We start from the raw sequence: 18,372 nt of genomic DNA, 5'->3' as shown, positions 1-18,372 counted from the left end.
TGCCCCTCAGAACTGGTAGCGACGCAGGCGCGTCTGGACGAGGAAGAGGTAGACGCAGACGCCGCCGAGGATGATCAGGAACATCATCGTGGCGATCGCCGCCCCCATGTTGGGGTCGCCGACCTGCAGCTGGAAGCCGAAGAAGGCGCGGTAGAGGAAGGTGCCGAGAATGTCGGTCGAATAGTTCGGTCCGGCGAGCGCGCCTTGCGCGGTGTAGATCAGGTCGAAGGCGTTGAAATTGCCGACGAAGGTGAGGATCGAGATGATGCCGATCGACGGCAGGATCAGCGGCAGCTTGATCTTCCAGAATTGCGACATGCCGGTGATGCCGTCGCATTCGGCGGCCTCGATGACCTCGTCGGGGATCGACAGGAGGGCTGCGTAGATCAGCATCATCGGGATGCCGACGAACTGCCACACCGAGATCAGGCTGAGCGCGGTCAGCGCGTATTCTTCCTTGCCGAGCCATGGCGTGAACAGGCTTTTCAGGCCGACCAGGTCCATCATATGCGGCGCCACGCCCCAGAGCGGCGACAGGATCAGCTTCCAGGCGAAGCCGACGATGACGAAGGACAGGATGGTCGGTACGAAGATCGCCGTGCGGTAGAAGGCCGCAAATCTAAGCCTCGGGCTGGACAAGAGGGCGGCCAGCATGACGCCGATCGGGTTCTGCACCAGCATATGGATGATGAAGAACCAGACATTGTTGCGCAGCGCATTCCAGAAGTTCACCGACCAGTTGGGGTCGCCGAACAGGGTGCGGAAATTGTCCAGGCCGACAAAGACCTGGTGCTGCTCGATGTTGCGGAACAGCGACAGCTGCAGCGTGCCGGCCAGCGGCAGGATCATGATCGCCGTATAGACGAGCACGGCCGGCGCCAGGAAAATGGCGATATGCCAGCGGAACGGTCTTTTTGGTCGGATATCTGCGGCCATGAGTTCGGTCCCCGCCGTCTCTCGGTTCCAAAGGGTGTCAATGCTAGATGATGCCTCGATGCACGGCCCAGACATCCTTGCCCGGTGCGGCAAGAACAAAGGCCTGCGACTGATCAGCCAGCCTTCCCCAAGACGAGCAAGGGTAAGGCCGCGAGGCGGTGCCGACAATCGCTATCTGAACGGACTTATTCTGAAAGCCAGGGTATCCGGAACCGGCCAGGCATGCGCCCGGCCGGCTCCGTTGCCTGAGCTCTTACTTCGCCGGCTTATACCAGCTGTCGAGACCGGTCTGCAGCTTCTTGGCCGCGGCTTCCGGCGTGTCGGTGCCGTTGATGACGTTGGCCGATTCAACCCAGGTCTCGTTCTCGAGGTTCGGCGTGCCGCGCGACAGGATCTGGTAGGTCGAGCGGATCGTCGACTTGCACTTGCCGCGCCAGGAGACGAATTCCTGCGCCAGCGGGTCCGCCATCTTCACCGGCGAGGAGTTCAGGCTGAAGAAGCCCGGCAGAGCGTTGGCGTAGATGGTGGCGAAATCCGGCGAGGCCACCCATGACAGGAAGGTCTTGGCCGCGTCGGCATGCTTGGAGGCTGCATTCAGGCCCATGCCGATATCGGTATGGTCGGAGATGTAGCAGGTGTCGCCGGCTTTCTCGACCGGCGGCGGGAAGGCGCCCATCTTGAACTGGGCCTGGGTGTTGAACAGGCCGATTTCCCACGAGCCGGCCGGGTAGATGGCGGCGCGGCCGAGCGTGAACAGGTTCTGGCTGTCCGGATAGGTCTGCGCTTCGAAGCCATCGCCGAGATACGGCTTCCACTTGGCCAGTTCCTCATAGGGAGCGACCCAGTCCTTGTCGGTCAGCTTCTGCGTGCCCTTGATCAGTGCCTGACGGCCGTCCTCGCCCTTCCAGTAGTTGGGGCCGATGTTCTGGTAGCCCATGGTCGCGGCTTCCCAGAGATCCTTGGTGCCCATCGCCATCGGGATGTAGGTGCCGTCGGCCTTGATCTTGTCGAGCGCGGCAAAGAACTCGTCGCGGGTCGTCGGCACCTTGATGCCGAGCTTGTCGAAGGCGTCCTTGTTGTAGATGAAGCCGTGGATGACCGACGCCATCGGCACGCAGAAGCTCGCCTTGCCGTCATCGGTCTGCCAGGCGGACTTGGCGACGGGCGAGAAGTTTTCCATGCCGGGCAGCGCCGAGAGATCGGCGAGGTTGCCCTTCTTGTAGAGTTCAAGCGACTTGTCGAAGGGGCGGCAGGTGATCAGGTCGCCCGCCGAGCCGGCGGCGAGCTTGGCGCCGAGGGCGGCGTCATATTCGGTCGGTGCCGATGGCGCGAACACCACCTTGATGCCGGGATTCTTGGCTTCGAAGGCCGGGATCAGCTTGTCCTTCCAGATGGCAAGGTCGTCGCCGCGCCAGCTTTCGATGTTGAGCGTTACGTCCTCGGCGTGAGCCAACCCGGCCGAGCCGAGAATGCTTGTGCCCAGAAGCAGTGCCGTCAGTAATTTCGTTGTCATGCTCAGTCTCCCTGTTGACCTTTTTCAGGTTCGGTTTTGATGAGAACAGAGGCTTTTGACCCCTTGCTCCCCTCGATCGCGGAAAGCGCCGGTCGCAGCTTCTGGCCGGTTCCTTCCAGCAGTTTCTCCGCCGCATCGGCGCTGTCGGCGCCGGCGGCGAGCAGAATGGCGGTCTTGACCGCGCCGCCGCTCTTTTCGAGCAGCCGGGCGGCTTCGTCCCTGTCGCGCCCGCTGATGGCGGCGACGATGCGCGCGGCGCGGTCGCGCAGCTTGATGTTGTCGGCCATGAGATTGACCATATAACCGTCATGGACATGGCCGAGATGGACGGCGGTCAGTGTCGACAACATGTTGAGCGCGATCTTCTGGGCGGTGCCGGCGCCCATGCGCGTCGAGCCGGCGATCACTTCCGGCGGCGTTTCCAAGAGGATGGCGGTTTCGGCCTGGCGCAGCAGAGCCGAGTCCTTGTTGTTGGCAATGCCGATCGTCGCAGCGCCACGGCGCCGGGCGTCCTCGATGGCGCGCACCGCATAGGGCGTGGTGCCGCTGGCTGAAAGGGCGATCAGGCAATCGCCGGCGCCGATGCCGGCCTTGGCGACGGCCGCCGTGGCCTCCTCCGTATCATCCTCAGGACCCCCGGCCAGCGCCTTGAAGGCCTCGTCGCCGCCGGCGATCAGGATGGCGATGCGGTCGCGCTGGATGCCGAACGTGCCGGGAAGCTCCAGGGCGTCGGCCAAAGCCATCAGGCCGGAACTGCCGGCCGCGGCATAGGCGAGCTTGCCGCCGCCGTTCAACCGGCTGGCGATGATCTCGGCTGCCCGAGCGATGGCGGGGATGGCGTTGCGGACGGCCTTGGCGGCTTCGATCTGCGCATCGGCCAGCGAAACAAGGATGGCTTCCGGAGCCTGGATATCCAGCCCCTCGGCATTCCTGTGAAGCGCTTCGGTGCGCGTTTCAGCCATCCGTGTTCCTCCAATACCAGAACAATACCAAAAAAATACCACTTGTCCACATGCATTAACGAAATCGCGGACAGGAAATCGCTGAGCCGACGAAATGTGCAGGATTTTCAATAAAATACGGCTTAATCTTTTTGAAACGGAAATTAACTCTTGGCTATTGGTATTTTATTGGTATTATCCGCCCGGAGGAGAAATCGCGTGAAATTCGTGCTCGGTATCGATGGCGGCGGCACCAGCTGCAGGGCCGCCCTGGCAACAGTTGAAGGTTCGGTCATTGGCCGCGCCAAGAGCGGCGCCGCCAACATCCGCACCGACCTCACCGGGGCGCGGTCGAACATTGTCGACGCCGCGCGGCAGGCTTTCATCGCCGCCGGGCAGGATCCCGAGCTGATCCCGCAAACGCCAGCCATTCTCGGCCTCGCTGGCGCCAATGTCGGCACCTACCGGCAGCAGCTCGAAGCCATCCTGCCGTTCAGCATCAGCCGTGTCGAGACCGATGCCGAGATCGCGCTCGAAGGGGCCGTTGGCTCCGGTGACGGCGCCATGGCCATCCTCGGCACCGGCACCGCCTATATGGCGCGCAAGGATGGCACGTCGCGTGCCATCGGCGGCTGGGGTTTCCAGGTCGGCGACCAGGGCAGCGGCGCCCGCATCGGCCGCGACCTCCTGGAGCAGACGCTGCTTGCCCATGACGGCGTGCGCGCGGCTTCGCCGCTGACCGACGCCATGATGGCCATCTTCCGCAACAATCCCGAAGACGTGGTGGAATTCACCACCAATGCCAAGCCCGGCGATTTCGGCGGCTTCGCGCCGAAAGTGTTCGAGCATGCGCAAAAGGGCGATGCCGTCGCCAACTGGATCGTCGACAAGGCGGTCGGCGATGTCGAGGCGTCACTCGGCGCGCTCGGCCTTTCGGACGATGCGCCGCTTTGCCTGCTCGGCGGGCTGGCGCCGCTCTACGCGCCGCGCCTGTCGGCGCGCTACCGGGCACTGCTCAAGCCGCCGCTCGACGATGCGCTGGGCGGCGCGGTGCAGATGGCGGTCCGGCTTTTCGCCAGACCGGTGGAGGCGGCGCGATGAATGACGCCGCCGACCAGATCTTTGCCACGCTGAAGCAGTCCGCGCAAAGCGGCGCGCCGCTCTATCTGCAGCTGCGCAAAAGCATCGAGGACGCCGTCAATCGCGGCCTGATCGGCCCGGGCGACGCGCTGCCTTCCGAACGCGACATCGCCACCAAGGCCGACATTTCGCGCGTCACCGTGCGCAAGGCGGTGCAGGATCTGGTCAAGGGCGGCATCCTCGTGCAGCGCCACGGCTCCGGCACTTTCGTGGCGCCGCGCATGGAGCGCGTCGAGCAATCGCTGTCGCGGCTGACCTCGTTTACCGAAGACATGGCGCGGCGCGGCATGGCGGTGCGTTCGGCATGGCTGGACCGCGGCCTCTACGCGCCCTCGCCCGACGAGATGATGGTGCTTGGCCTGTCGTCGAGCGAACTGGTGGCGCGCGTGGCGCGTCTGCGCATCGCCAACGACACGCCACTGGCGATCGAACGCGCCTCGCTGTCGGCCAGCGTGCTGCCCGACCCGGCCGGGATCGGCTCCTCGCTCTATGCCGCGCTGGAATTGACCGGAAACCGGCCGGTGCGGGCGGTGCAGCGCATCTCGGCCGCCAATCTCGGCGACAGCGATGCGCGCCTGCTCGAAGTGCCGCCGGGTATCGCCGGCCTGCATATCGAACGCATCTCCTATCTGGCGAGCGGCAAGGTGATCGAATTCACCCGCTCCATCTACCGGGGCGACGCCTATGATTTCGTCGCCGAACTGCGGCTGACAGGGCCGAGCGAAGAGGGCCGACCATGATCTCCAACACCACCCATATGCAACGCGAGATCGAGGAGATCCCGAAGGCCGTCGCCCGCCTGCTCGACGGCTCCGGCGCCGCGCTCGCCGAGGCCGGGCGCGGTATCAAGGAGCGCGACCCGCATTTCGTTGTCACCGTGGCGCGCGGCTCGTCCGACCATGCCGCGACCTTCATGAAATATGCCGTGGAGCTGACCGCGGGCCTTGCCGTCGCTTCGGTCGGTCCGTCCATTGCCTCGATCTATGGCCGCAAGCTGAGGCTCGACGGCTCGGCCTGTCTGGCGATCTCGCAGTCGGGCAAGAGCCCCGACATCGTCGCCATGGCCGAAACCGCACGCGCCGGCGGCGCGCTGACCATCGCCATCACCAACACCGCCGACTCGCCGCTGGCGCGCGCCTCGGACTATGCGATCGACATCCTTGCCGGCCCGGAGCGCAGCGTCGCGGCGACCAAGACCTTCGTCAATTCCGCCGTCGCCGGTCTTGCCCTGATGGCGCATTCCACCGGCGACGAAGCTCTTCTGGCAGCGCTGGCCCGATTGCCAGAGCATTTCGGCAAGGCGATCGCCTGCGACTGGATGAGCGTGCTGGCTGAAACCATCGAGAAGCAGAAATCGCTGTTCATCCTTGGCCGCGGCCCGTCGGCGGCGATGGCCAACGAGGCGGCGCTTAAGTTCAAGGAGACCTGCGGCATGCATGCCGAGGCCTATAGCGCGGCCGAGGTCATGCATGGCCCGCTGGCGCTGATCGGTCCCGACTTTCCGGTGCTGGCTCTGGCCGCGCGCGATGCGTCAGAACCCTCCATCACTGAGGCGGCCGACGGGCTGGCGGCCAAGGGGGCGCCGGTGTTCGTCACTTCGGCGCTTGCCAACCGCGCCACGCGCCTGCCGCATGTCGCCACCGGTCATCCGCTGACCGATCCGCTGACACTGATCGTTTCGTTCTACGTGTTCGTCGAGGCCTTCGCGCGCCATCGCGGCCTCGATCCGGACACGCCGCGCAATCTTCGCAAGGTGACGGAGACAGTATGAGCGACCGTTTTGCCCTGACTGGCGCCCGCATTTTCGACGGTGACGACTGGCATGACGATGCCGCACTCGTCGTGCGCGACGGCCTTGTCGAGGCGATTGTGCCCTCCGGCGCCATTGCCAGGGATGTCCGCGCCGTCGACACCGGTGGCGGCATGCTGGTGCCGGGCTTCGTCGACATCCAGGTCAATGGCGGCGGCGGGGTCATGCTCAACGACCACCCCGATGTTGCCTCGATCGAAACCATCTGCCGGGCGCATGCACCCTTCGGCACGACGGCGCTGCTGCCGACGCTGATCACCGACACGCCCGCGATCACCGCTGCCGCCATCGCCGCCGGCGAGGCCGCCGCGCTGCAAAAGGTGCCCAGCTTCCTCGGCCTGCATCTGGAAGGCCCGCACCTGTCGATCGCGCGCAAGGGCGCGCATGATCCGGCGCTGATCCGGCCGATGACGGATGCCGACCAGGTGATGCTGATCGCGGCGCGGCCAAAGCTGCCGGTGCTGCTCACCACGATCGCGCCGGAATCCGTCGATCCCACCCGTGTTGCGGCCTTGGCCAAGGCCGGCATCATCGTCAGCCTCGGCCATTCCGATACGGGCTACGCCACGGCAAAGGGCTTCGCCGAGGCCGGCGCCGCCGTGGTCACGCATCTGTTCAACGCGATGAGCCAGATCGGCAACCGCGAGCCCGGCCTCGTCGGCGCGGCCATCGACATCGGCACATTGTCCGCCGGGCTGATCGCCGACGGCATCCATGTCCATCCGGCAGCCATCAGGATCGCGCTCGACGCCAAACAGGGGCCGGGCAAGATCGTGCTGGTCACCGACGCCATGGCGACGATCGGCACCGACATGACCTCGTTCACGCTCAACGGCCGCACCATCTACCGCAAGGACGGGAGCCTGCGGCTTGCCGACGGCACGCTGGCCGGCGCCGACCTCGACATGATCTCGGCCGTGCGGTTCATGCACAATATCGTCGGTGTCGATCTGTCCGAGGCCTTGCGCATGGCTTCGCTCTATCCGGCGCAGGCGATCGGCCAGTCGCACCGGCTTGGCCGCCTGGCCAACGGCACGGTGGCCGACATCGTTGCGCTGTCGGACGGTCTCGACATAAGAAGCGTGTGGATCGGCGGCGACAAGGTGTTCGAGGCCGGCGCTTCACGCTAAGAGCGGGGCCATGCAGACAATCGATTGTGTCGTCGCCGGAGCGGGCGTCGTCGGGATTGCCGTCGCCAGGGCGCTTGCCGTGTCGGGCCGCGAGGTGGTGGTGGTCGAGCAGGCGGACGCGATCGGCACCGTCACCAGTTCACGCAATTCCGAAGTCATCCATGCCGGGCTCTACTACGCGCCGGGAAGCCTGAAGGCCCGGCTCTGCGTCGAAGGCCGCCAGCGTCTCTACGCCTATTGCGCCGAGCACGACATCGCCCATAAGCGTACCGGAAAGCTGATCGTGGCCAGCGAGCCTGGCCAGACCGACGGGTTGCGGAAGATCGAGGCCAATGCGCGACGCAGCGGGGTCGACGATCTCCAGTTCCTGACACGTGACGAAGCCGAAAACCTGGAGCCGGCACTGACGTGCGCGGGCGCGCTGCTGTCGCCATCGACCGGCATTGTCGACAGCCATGCGCTGATGCTGTCACTGCGCGGCGAGGCCGAAGCGGCCGGTGCGTCCTTTGCTTTCCTGACCGCTGTTGCCGGGGCGACGATCGAGGCCGACGGGATCCGGATCGACACGCGCGATGCCACTGGCGAGACCTTCGCCCTGGAGGCCGGCGCCTTTATCAATGCCGCAGGCCTTGAGGCGCAGGCCCTGGCCGGCCGGATCGAGGGTTTCCCAAGGAATTTCATCCCCCGGCAATGGCTGGCGCGCGGAAATTATTTTGCGCTTCCGGGCCGGTCGCCCTTTTCGCGGCTGATTTATCCAGTTCCGGTCGAAGGCGGCCTCGGCGTCCATCTGACGCTCGACCTCGGCGGCCGTGCGCGCTTCGGGCCCGATGTCGAATGGATCGACCATGTGGATTACACGGTCGACCCCGGCCGGAGCGTCGTCTTCTACGAAGCGATCCGGCGCTATTGGCCCGATCTTGCGGACGGGGCGCTGCAGCCGGCCTATGCCGGCATCAGGCCGAAGCTGTCAGGTCCTGGCCAGCCTGCCGCCGATTTCATCATTCAGGGTCCGGCCGACCATGGCGCTGGGCGGATCGTCAACCTGTTCGGCATTGAGAGCCCCGGCCTGACGGCAAGCCTGGCCATCGCCGACCATGTCGTCGAGTTGCTGTACCCGCGATAACGGGCGTGGTCAGGAATTTGCCGTCTCAAGCGGCCGTCATGAAACCTTTTGATTTCGAGCTCGTTGTCGGGGCGTATGTCCGAGGCGAAACCCAGATCGAAACCGGCCGACGGCATCAAACCGGGCGGCACCCCCAAGCCGCGACGGCAAAAGCCGCGTGACGAGAGACCGCGCGACGATGAACCGCGCGAGAAGAAGCCAAGCGACAAGAAGGCATCGATCGTCGAAGCGGCCGCGTCCGAGATTGTCGGCGAAGCCCCACCGCCGGAGGCGGTCGAATCCGATCCCGAGCTGACACCCGAGCAGGCAGAGCAGGCGCGTAAGAAATACCTGCTCAAACGTTTCTGGATCAGCGGGCGTGGCTATTGGGGGCGGCACGGCGACAGGCTCGGCTGGCCATTGACGATCGGGCTGCTGATCCTGATCGGCATCAATGTCGGCTTCCAGTACGGGATCAATGTCTGGAACCGTTCGATTTTCGACGCCATCGAGAAGCGCGACGCCCACACCGTGTATTTTCTCAGCGCGGTGTTCGTGCCGCTCGTCATCGGCAGCATGAGCCTTGTTGTCGCGCAGGTCTACCTTCGCATGACGATGCAGCGTCGCTGGCGATCCTGGCTGTCCACCTCGGTGATCGCGCGCTGGCTCGCCAATGGCCGCTACTACCAGCTGAATCTCGTGCAGGGCGACCACCAGAACCCCGAGGCCCGCCTCTCGGAAGACCTGCGGGTGGCCACCGAGGCGCCGGTCGACTTCGTCGCCGGCGTGATCGTCGCCACCCTTTCGGCCTCGACCTTCATCGTGGTGCTGTGGACGATCGGCGGGGCCTTGAGCTTCAACCTGGGAGGCTCGACCTTCACGGTGCCAGGCTTCCTCGTCGTCACGGCGGTGATCTATGCCGCGATCACCTCCACGTCGATGTTCGTCATCGGCCGCAATTTCGTGCGGCTGTCCGAGGAGAAGAACCAGGCAGAAGCCGAGTTCCGCTACGTGCTGACGCGCGTGCGCGAAAACGGCGAGAGCATCGCCTTGCTGGGCGGCGAAGAAGAGGAACGCAGCGGCATCGACAAGACCTTTTCCGGCGTGCTGAAACGCTGGGCGCAACTGACCGGCCAGCACATGCGCACGGCATTGGTGTCGCAGGGATCGAGCCTGTTCGCGCCGGTCGTGCCGGTGCTGCTGTGCGCGCCAAAGTTCCTCGAAGGCTCGATGTCGCTCGGCCAGGTCATGCAGGCCGCCTCCGCCTTCGCCATCGTGCAAGGCTCTTTCGGCTGGCTGGTCGACAACTATCCGCGCCTCGCCGACTGGAACGCCTCCGCACGCCGCATCGCCTCGCTGATGATGTCGCTCGACGGGCTCGAGCGCGCCGAGCAGAGCGACGAGCTCGGGCGCATCCAACACGGCGAGACCAAGGGCGACACGATGCTCTCCCTCGACAATCTCTCCGTGACGCTCGACGACGGCACGTCCATGGTGAAGGAAACCGAAGTCGCGGTCGAAGCGGGCGAGAGGGTGCTGGTTTCAGGCGAATCCGGCTCGGGCAAATCAACGCTTGTGCGGGCGATCGCCGGCCTGTGGCCGTGGGGAAGCGGCAGCGTCAATTTCCATCCCGACAAGCGGCTGTTCATGCTGCCGCAGCGGCCCTACATCCCTTCGGGCACGCTGCGCCGGGTGGTCGCCTACCCCGCGGCGGCCAACACTTGGAAGCTCGAGCAGATCAAGGCCGCCCTCGACAAGGTCGGCCTCGGTCACCTCGCCGGCCGGATCAAGGAGGAAGCACCCTGGGACCAGACCCTGTCGGGCGGCGAAAAGCAACGTGTCGCCTTCGCGCGCCTTTTGCTGCATCGCCCCGACATCGTCGTGCTGGACGAGGCGACGTCGGCGCTGGACGAAAAGAGCCAGGACCAGATGATGGAAATGGTGATCCGCGAACTGCCTGAGGTCACCATCGTCAGCGTGGCGCATCGCGCCGAACTGGAAGCGTTCCACACCCGCAAGATCACGCTGGAGCGGCGCAAGGGCGGCGCGAAACTGGTCGGGGATATCGATCTCATGGCGCGCAACCGCAAACGCGGGCTATTTCAGCGCGCCTTGTGGGGTTCCGGCACGAGGATCGAAAAGCCGCGTAAGACGAAGTAACGGCGCGCCCGCTGCCTAGAGCAATTCCAGGAAAAGTGTGTGCGGTTTTCCTGGGAAAAGCGTAGCGCTTTCCCTGGGGAATTGCGTCGAAACAAAGAGTTAGATCAGTTCGCCGTTTCCGTGAAACGGTGAACTGATCTAGGATGTGTAGAGATCCTTGTAGGCGTCTCGCAGAAGATTCTTCTGGACCTTGCCCATCGTGTTGCGCGGCAATTCGTCGACGAAGATCACCTGCTTCGGATGCTTGTACCTAGCCAGGCGTCCGGCGATTGCGCCAAGCACTTCGGCTCCGGTGATCGCTGCCCCCGGCGCTCGCACGACGACCGCGGTGACGCCTTCGCCGAAATCCGGATGGGCGACGCCGATGACGGCGCTTTCGCTCACTCCATCAAGCGCGTCGATCTCACTTTCGAGCTCCTTCGGATAGATGTTGTAGCCGCCCGAAATGATCAGATCCTTGCCGCGGCCGACGATATGGACATAGCCGTCGGTGTCGACCATGCCGAGATCGCCGGTGATGAAGAAACCGTCGGCGCGGAATTCCGCCTTGGTCTTTTCCGGCATGCGCCAATAGCCGCCGAAAACGTTCGGACCCTTGACCTCGATCATGCCGACTTCGCCTTGGGCCAGCGGCTTGCCCGTGTCGGGATCGGCGATGCGCAAAGCGACACCCGGCAAGGGGAAGCCGACCGTGCCGGCGCGCCGTTCGCCCTCATAGGGGTTCGAGGTGTTCATGTTGGTCTCGGTCATGCCGTAGCGTTCGAGGATGGCGTGGCCGGTGCGCTCGCGCCAGGCCTTGTGCGTGTCGGCCAGCAGCGGCGCGGAGCCGGACACGAACAGGCGGATAGTCTTCGCCGCCTGCCGGTCCAGTCCATCCTGCTGCAGCAGGCGCACATAAAAGGTCGGCACGCCCATCAGCGCGGTGCCGCGCGGCAGCAGCGCGACGATGCGGGCCGGATCGAATTTCTGCTCGAACAGCATCGCGGCGCCCGCCATCAGGACGACGTTGGTGGCGACGAACAGGCCATGGGTGTGAAAGATCGGCAGTGCGTGGATCAGCACGTCGCCTGATGTGAAGCGCCATTGCTCGACCAGCACCCGTGCATTCGAGGCCAGGTTCTCGTGGCTGAGCATGGCGCCTTTCGAGCGGCCGGTCGTTCCCGACGTGTAGAGGATTGCCGCGAGATCATCCGGCCCGCGCGCCACATCGTGAAAATCCGACGGCAGACGCGAGGCCTGGTCCGCCAGCGATCCCCGGCCGTTGCGGTCGAGCGTGACGACGACGGCGCCGGATGGCTCGACCATGCGCCCGATATCGGCCGCCCTTGCCGGATCGCAGACGATGACGCGCGGCGCTGCATCCCCGAAGAAATAGCCGAGTTCGGTCAGCGTGTAGGCGGTGTTGAGCGGCAGGAAGACGGCACCGGCGCGCACGCAGGCGAGATAGAGCAGCAGCGCCTCCGGGCTCTTCTCGACCTGCACGGCCACCCGGTCGCCGGGCTCGACATCCAATTGCAGCAGCGCGTGCGCGAACTGTGCCGACCGCGCCAGCATGTCGCCATAGCTCAGCGAGCGCCCGTCATCGGTTTCCATCAACAGATGCCCGGGCGCCGGCATCCGGGACCGGAACGCATCGAACAGATGATTGCTCATGAAGTCTTCCTGCAGTGACGGCAATGGCGACGCCGGCAATGCCTTTGGGGCGACATGAGTCGGCGGCGAAGAGTTCGCGTTTCCCGGCCATGCCGTCAAGACCGCAAACGGCGGTCCGGCACCTCACGTCCGCCGAACGGTCGCGAGGATTGCGCCAAGGCGCCGAAGGAAAGATCGTTACCGCCGGGCGCGTTCGGCCGAGGCGGCGACCTTTGCGACTTCGCCTTGCTTGAAACGTTCCATGCATATGGAAGCGGTCAGCTGGTAGTGATCGATCAAGGCCTTGACGGCCTCGTCGGCATTGCCGTCCAGCGCGTATTCGGCGATCTGCCGGTGTTCGGCGAAATCGTCGCGCGGGATGCTTTCGCCGTCATTGGCCATTTGCCGGTAGCGATAGGCGTGATCGGAAAGCTGATCGCAGAAACCCACCAGCCAGTGCGACCGGCAGGCCGAGATCAGCACCCGATGAAAGGTGCGGTGCAATTTCTCCCAGTCCGGATCGAGCGACGTGGCATTTTGCGGCGAAAGACGCGAGGCGCGGCCCAGGCGATGCAGCGCCAGCACCAGCTGTTCTTCCCATTCGGCGGTGCGGTGGGCGATGGATTCGCGAAGCGCCCGCTCCTCGAGCCAGCAGCGGGTCCGCGTCAGCTCCTCGAGCTCCGCCGCACTGACCGGCATGATGAAAAAGCCACGCTGGTCGTGGCGACCAAGAAGTCCTTCGGAGGCAAGGCGATTAAGAGCTTCACGAACCGGCGAAGCGCCGGCGCCATATTTGGAAACAACCCACTCGACCCGCAGTTTGCTTTCGGTTTCAAGAGCGCCGCCGAGAAGATCATCCCGCAATTGGTGATAGACCGTGCTGGCGAGTGTGCTCTTGGATCCTGTGCCGTCGTCGTTCAGGTTGGCAGCTCCATATGTCAAGGTTGACTCCTTGTCCCCATTTTTCTCCGGGCAATGCGAGTCCTAAACAACCCTTTCGTACTTGTACCATACAGTGTCTGCGTCAAGCGGCTCAAGCAGAAGATAGCGCCATAGTACTTAAGCACAAAGGAATATACGCCCGATCTGCATCCGATCGTGGAAATTTGCGCGTCGCTGCAACCAGTAGAAACTTAACGTGTTTCGTATGCACGCAGGATTATCTGTTTGGCGTGTGCCTGTGCGAGCATCTTTTCTGTCGCGCGCAAAGACAGCGGGCGGTTCGCCCGAATCAGGCCTTTCAGCGAATCTGATTCGTGGTGGCGCGTCAGCCGGCGGCCTTGTCGGCCGCTGTCCTGATCGCTTCGATGTTGGCGCGGTAGGCTTCGACACTGCCGCCTTTGAAGATGGCCGCACCCGCCACCAGCACATCGGCGCCGGCTGCCGTGACCAGGGGCGCCGTTTCGGGCGAAACGCCGCCATCGATCTCGATGCGGATCGGCCGGTCGCCGATCAGCGCCTTGACCCTTCTCACCTTGTCGACGATCCCCGGGATGAAGGCCTGGCCGCCGAAGCCCGGATTGACGGTCATGATCAGGATCAGGTCGAGCCGGTCGAGCACATATTCGATCATCGTTTCCGGCGTCGCCGGATTGAGCGACACACCGGCCTTCTTGCCAAGATTCCTGATGGTCTGCAGCGAGCGGTCGAGATGCGGTCCGGCCTCGGCATGCACCGTCATGCCGTCACAGCCGGCTTCGGCGAAGGCGGCGAGATAGGGATCGGCCGGCGCAATCATCAGATGGCAGTCGAAGAAGGCCTTGGTGCGGTTGCGGATCGCCTTGATGACGGGCGGGCCGAAGGTGATGTTGGGGACGAAATGGCCATCCATGACATCGAGATGGATCCAGTCGGCGCCCGCGGCCGCGACGGCTTCGACCTCGTCGCCGAGCTTCGAAAAGTCCGAAGCCAGCACCGAAGGTGCGATCAAGGTCTTTGTGCTCATCTCGAGGCCTTTCCGGGCGCCCTTTTCATACCGGTCACTCTGGACCGACTGCCTAATGCCCGGCGGGTGACTTGTCGAGGGTGCAGGCGTGGCGGCTCCACAGGCTTGGGTGGGCGTTGCCGCGTCTGCGATCCCCGATTGCCCCGAGCCATGAAGAAAACCCGCCGGATCGCTCCGGCGGGTTTCTGTCTGGCGTCGAGCAGATGGTTACTGCTGCTGAAGCTTCAGGATCCTGTTCGGTTCTGGATCCTGCTGCTCGACCTGCGGCTGACGCCGTGGCAGGACTTGCTGCAACAGCAGGCCCGGGTTGATCTCCAGGGACGGCTGCCCGCGGATCGGCCGGCAGTTTGGATACCGTCCGATCGTGCCTTCCGGGCAGCGCCGCTTGAAGATCGGTTGGCACTGGCCATTGATCATCTGCGTGCCCGGTGCGCATTCCGTCTCCTGCCTGGGCCTGCGGCATGCGCCGTCGATCACCTCGGTCCCGCGCGGACAGACACACTCGCCGCGCTTGTTGTGGACCTGGCCGCGTATGTCGCACTGCTCCAGTTGCGGCTGCTTGCGTCGGCATGCCCCGTCGATCACCTCGGTCCCACGTGGGCAGACGCAATCGCCATTGGCATCGTGGACCTGGCCGCGGATGGCGCACTGCTCAGGCTTCGGCCGGACCGGACGGCAGGCCCCGTTGCGCACCTCGGTGCCCTGCGGACAGACGCAATCGCCATCGGCATTGCGGATCTGGCCGGGGATGCGGCACTGCTGAGGCTTCGGCCGCACCGGACGGCAGGCGCCGTTGCGCACCTCGGTCCCTTGCGGGCAGACGCAGTCGCCATCGGCATTGCGGATCTGCCCGGGGATGCGGCACTCCTGGGGCTTCGGCCGGATCGGACGGCAGGCGCCGTTGCGCACTTCGGTCCCTTGCGGGCAGACGCAGTAGCCGTCGGCGTCGTGGATCTGGCCACGGATGGTGCACTGTTCGGGCCTGTTGTTGGTGCTGACGCACTTGCCGTTCTCCAGCGCCGTGCCGCGCGGGCAGACGCAGCGCCCGTCCTCGGTGCGGATCTGGCCTTCGAGCAGCACGCAGCGCTTCGGCGGCGGCGGTGGCGTCGGCAGAATGTTGGTGCCGCCGCCGGTGCACTGGCCGTTGCGGAAGGTGGTGCCTTCCGGGCAGACGCAGCGGCCGGCATCGTTCATGACGAAGCCCGGCGAGCATTCCTTCTTCACCTCATGGGTGATGATGAAGGGATGGCACGCATAGGCCTTGCCGCGATCGCCCTGCACATTGGCCGCATCCTTGGACAGCACGTCGCCGCCGTCCTGCACCCGCGTGTCGGGAGACAGGACGCCAACGCAGTTCTGGCCGTTGACGTTGCCCTGCAGGTTGGCCAGACGCCCGTCGTCGGGAATGACCACGGTGACGTGATGCGACTGGCTTTCGCCGGCGCCGAGCGTCAGGTTGGCGATGCAGGATAGAGGCAAGGTTACCGGTTCCGGCGAGCAGCCGAAGGGCGGGTCGATCGAAGTGATCGCAACGCCATCCAGCCGGCCGAGACCTTCCACGCCGATCGCATCGCCGATGCGGACCGGGCCGGAGAAGGGGCTCGTCCCGTCATTGGTGATGGTGATGTCGAACGAGCAGGGCTGGCCGAGCCGGCATTCGCGGTCGCCGGTCTTCTCGACACGGATGGTCGAAGAGCCGCCGCCCTTGGCGCAGGCCTGGCCGATCGGATAGACGATGTCGTCGCCCGGCGCCGGCCCATAGGAGCCGCGCGCGCAGTTTTCGAACTCGCCATTGGCCGAGACCGTGACGTCGAAGTGCCTGCTGGTTCCGGGCGTCATGACGGCGCCGGGAATCTGGCACGACAGCGTGTTGGCCGGAACCGGTCCGCACGCCCATTCCGCGCCGTCAGGGGTGACGGTCTGGACCTGGACGGGCGCGCCGCCCGACACCAGCGTGGCGGCATCGTTGACCCGCACCGGACCGGTGGGGGCTGCCGTGCCGGCGTTGGAGACGGTGATGCGGCAAGAAACGACCGCGGCGCCGGCCAGCGAGCCGTTGCACACCTTGGTGATGCGCAGGCCAGGCTTGCCGCCATTGGGCCGACGGATGCGTTCCTTGGCGCAGGCCTTGTTGTTGGTGAGGTCGACCTCACCGGGAATGGCCTTCACCTCGGCGCAGTTCTCGACCGTATCCGACTGGTAGCCGGCCGGCATGACCGCCTTGACGAAGATCGGCGTCGAGGCGCCCGCCGGCAGCGAAATGCCGGCATTGTCGCAGCGGAACTGGCCGGGGCCGTTCGGACCGCATGTCCAGGGCGGGCTCGGCCCGAAGGTCGAGGAGCTCGGTGCGCCGCCAGGATAGTTGTCGATCACCGTCAACGGCCCGTTATAGGTCGACGTGCCGTTGTTGATGATGTCGATCACGAAAGTGCAGACGCCGTCCGGCGTGCAGATTTCGGTACGGGCCCGCTTCTTCAGGATCAGGTCGACCTTCTTCTCGACCGGCGGCTGGCAGTCGCGGTCACGATCGCCACGGCGGCAGATCGGGATCGAGGCGCAGCCACGGTCGTTCGACTGGCTGCCGAACAACGGCTTGCCGCTGGCGGCATAGTTGTAGGTCGCGCAGTTGCGCAGTGCACTGCCTTGCCAGCCGCCGGCAGGCCTGAAGCCGAGCTTGAGGTCGACAAAGGCCCCCGGATTGAGCGTGGTCACCGGATAGGTGCATGTCATCGGGGTGGTGCCGGGCACGCAGACCCAGGGCGGATTGGGCCCTGAGCTCAGCGTCGAGCCGGCCGGCAGCGTCACCTCGTCGAGCACGATCTTGCCGTTGTAGGGCGCGGTGCCGACATTGGTGACCCTGATGGTGAAGTCGCAGCCGCCGGCCATGGTGCAGCGTGGGACATCGGCGCGTTTCTCGACCTTGAGGTCCGGCTCCTTGTCCTTGGGCGGGCACCTCTGGTCACGCGGGATGACGATGTCGATGGTCTGCGTGCAGCACAGGCCCCAGCCTTCCTTCGGCCCGGCATAAGTCTCGATGCCGGTGACGATGAGATGGATGACGTCGCCGGGCGACGCGCCGACGATCTTCCAGTTGAGCACACCGCCGCCCGGAGGCACCAGCTGGGTGTCGGGGATGATGGTGATGCCGGGCGTGGTGGTCGACACCTGCACCCACTTGCCGCCCATCTCCGGGCCGACCGGCATGTGGTAGATGAAGGCGCCGCCGCCAGGCACGCAATCGACCGTGCCGCGTTCCACCTTGAAGCATTCCTTGCCGGGAGGTGGCGGTGGCGGGTTGCACTTGGTGACATCGATCTTGATCGAGGTCTTCACGCCGGTCTTGTAGTCGCCATCATCGGGCTTGCTCGGATCCTGCGACGGGATGATGGTCCCGGTGCCGGCTTCGTTGCTCACCTTGATCAGGCCCTGGTTGTCGATGATCGTCGGCGCGGGAAACGCCGCATGGTCGATCTTGGCCGTGATCTGGAAATTGATGACGCGTTCATTGGCGGCACCCGCACCGTCGAGATCGGCGGCGGAGAGCCGGAAATCGGACACCGTTGCCGTGTCGTCGGGGCCTGCCGAATTGCTGATCGTCGCGCCCGGCAGGGGTCCGCCGGAGGCATCCGTGCCGTCGCCGGACACGTTGACGTTGACGATGGCAAGGCCGTGCGGGAGCTGGTCCTTGAACTCGATCTTGAGTTTCTTCAGCAAGCCCGCCAGGCCCGGATCGGCAAAGCCCTGCGGATCACCGCGCAGGCCGAAGCTCAGGGAGTAGACGACATAGTCGCAGCCTCTCTGGGTGCCTGTCTTGGTGAAGAAGGGAACGACCCGTTCCGGCCTCGGATTGACGACGCGTGAATTGCCGAGGTCGAGCCTCAGTTCCGGGGTGATCGGAGCGGCGTCTTCCGCGTGGCTCGCGAGAGGGGTTAGCATGGCGACCGCGATACCGGCCGCCATCGCCCAGCGCGCGCCGCGCCTGGCGTATGACAGGGGTTTCATGATCGTCTCCATGACGGTTGTGTTGTTTTGCGCGAGCGGGGAGAGTGCGAGATTGTTCATC

Annotated in this window: 13 protein-coding genes; 6 read left to right on the top strand and 7 right to left on the bottom strand. The window is 65.0% G+C overall.

Annotated elements, in window-relative coordinates:
- Window positions 1-6: 6 nt before the first annotated feature.
- The 3 genes from MAFF_RS19645 to MAFF_RS19635 form a co-directional block, all read right to left on the bottom strand.
- On the bottom strand, window positions 7-936 hold the full coding sequence (locus MAFF_RS19645; RefSeq protein WP_032932454.1) for a carbohydrate ABC transporter permease: 930 nt from the start codon (window positions 934-936) through the stop codon (window positions 7-9).
- 253 nt (window positions 937-1,189) lie between these two features.
- Window positions 1,190-2,449 (bottom strand): ABC transporter substrate-binding protein, encoded by a 1,260-nt coding sequence (locus MAFF_RS19640; RefSeq protein ID WP_010912695.1) that lies wholly within the window; start codon window positions 2,447-2,449, stop codon window positions 1,190-1,192.
- Between the two features lie 2 nt (window positions 2,450-2,451).
- Window positions 2,452-3,411 (bottom strand): N-acetylmuramic acid 6-phosphate etherase, encoded by a 960-nt coding sequence (locus MAFF_RS19635; protein WP_010912694.1) that lies wholly within the window; start codon window positions 3,409-3,411, stop codon window positions 2,452-2,454.
- 198 nt (window positions 3,412-3,609) lie between these two features.
- Here MAFF_RS19635 and MAFF_RS19630 point away from each other — a divergent pair, with 198 nt between their 5' ends.
- From MAFF_RS19630 to MAFF_RS19605, 6 genes are all read left to right on the top strand, one after another.
- A complete protein-coding gene (locus MAFF_RS19630) occupies window positions 3,610-4,491 on the top strand; it encodes an N-acetylglucosamine kinase (RefSeq protein WP_010912693.1) in 882 nt (293 codons plus the stop codon).
- Window positions 4,488-5,270, top strand: a complete 783-nt coding sequence (locus tag MAFF_RS19625; protein WP_010912692.1) for a GntR family transcriptional regulator — start codon at window positions 4,488-4,490, stop codon at window positions 5,268-5,270. The genes MAFF_RS19630 and MAFF_RS19625 overlap by 4 nt, the downstream gene beginning before the upstream one ends.
- Window positions 5,267-6,301 carry an SIS domain-containing protein gene (locus MAFF_RS19620; RefSeq protein ID WP_010912691.1) on the top strand — a complete coding sequence of 345 codons (1,035 nt, stop codon included), beginning with the start codon at window positions 5,267-5,269 and terminating at the stop codon, window positions 6,299-6,301. Before MAFF_RS19625 ends, MAFF_RS19620 begins: the two co-directional genes overlap by 4 nt.
- Window positions 6,298-7,470, top strand: coding sequence for an N-acetylglucosamine-6-phosphate deacetylase (gene nagA / locus MAFF_RS19615; RefSeq protein ID WP_010912690.1), 1,173 nt, complete (start codon window positions 6,298-6,300; stop codon window positions 7,468-7,470). The genes MAFF_RS19620 and nagA overlap by 4 nt, the downstream gene beginning before the upstream one ends.
- Window positions 7,471-7,480: 10 nt before the next feature.
- Complete coding sequence (locus MAFF_RS19610) at window positions 7,481-8,593, top strand: NAD(P)/FAD-dependent oxidoreductase (protein ID WP_010912689.1); 1,113 nt, start codon at window positions 7,481-7,483, stop codon at window positions 8,591-8,593.
- Between the two features lie 75 nt (window positions 8,594-8,668).
- Complete coding sequence (locus MAFF_RS19605; RefSeq protein ID WP_010912688.1) at window positions 8,669-10,732, top strand: ABC transporter ATP-binding protein/permease; 2,064 nt, start codon at window positions 8,669-8,671, stop codon at window positions 10,730-10,732.
- Window positions 10,733-10,870: 138 nt separating this feature from the next.
- On the opposite strand, the gene MAFF_RS19600 is transcribed toward MAFF_RS19605, so the two are convergent.
- From MAFF_RS19600 to MAFF_RS19585, 4 genes are all read right to left on the bottom strand, one after another.
- Window positions 10,871-12,385, bottom strand: coding sequence for a malonate--CoA ligase (locus MAFF_RS19600; protein ID WP_010912687.1), 1,515 nt, complete (start codon window positions 12,383-12,385; stop codon window positions 10,871-10,873).
- Between the two features lie 177 nt (window positions 12,386-12,562).
- Window positions 12,563-13,306 (bottom strand): GntR family transcriptional regulator, encoded by a 744-nt coding sequence (locus MAFF_RS19595; RefSeq protein ID WP_010912686.1) that lies wholly within the window; start codon window positions 13,304-13,306, stop codon window positions 12,563-12,565.
- 325 nt (window positions 13,307-13,631) lie between these two features.
- On the bottom strand, window positions 13,632-14,309 hold the full coding sequence (gene rpe, locus MAFF_RS19590; protein ID WP_010912685.1) for a ribulose-phosphate 3-epimerase: 678 nt from the start codon (window positions 14,307-14,309) through the stop codon (window positions 13,632-13,634).
- Between the two features lie 207 nt (window positions 14,310-14,516).
- A complete protein-coding gene (locus MAFF_RS19585) occupies window positions 14,517-18,371 on the bottom strand; it encodes a hypothetical protein (RefSeq protein WP_010912684.1) in 3,855 nt (1,284 codons plus the stop codon).
- Window position 18,372: the final 1 nt, after the last annotated feature.

Origin of the sequence: Mesorhizobium japonicum MAFF 303099, from assembly GCF_000009625.1 — a bacterium.
In the GTDB taxonomy this organism is placed as follows: Bacteria; Pseudomonadota; Alphaproteobacteria; order Rhizobiales; family Rhizobiaceae; genus Mesorhizobium; species Mesorhizobium japonicum.
Note: the sequence above shows the minus strand (reverse complement) of the source record. Positions and strands in the feature narration are given on the sequence as shown.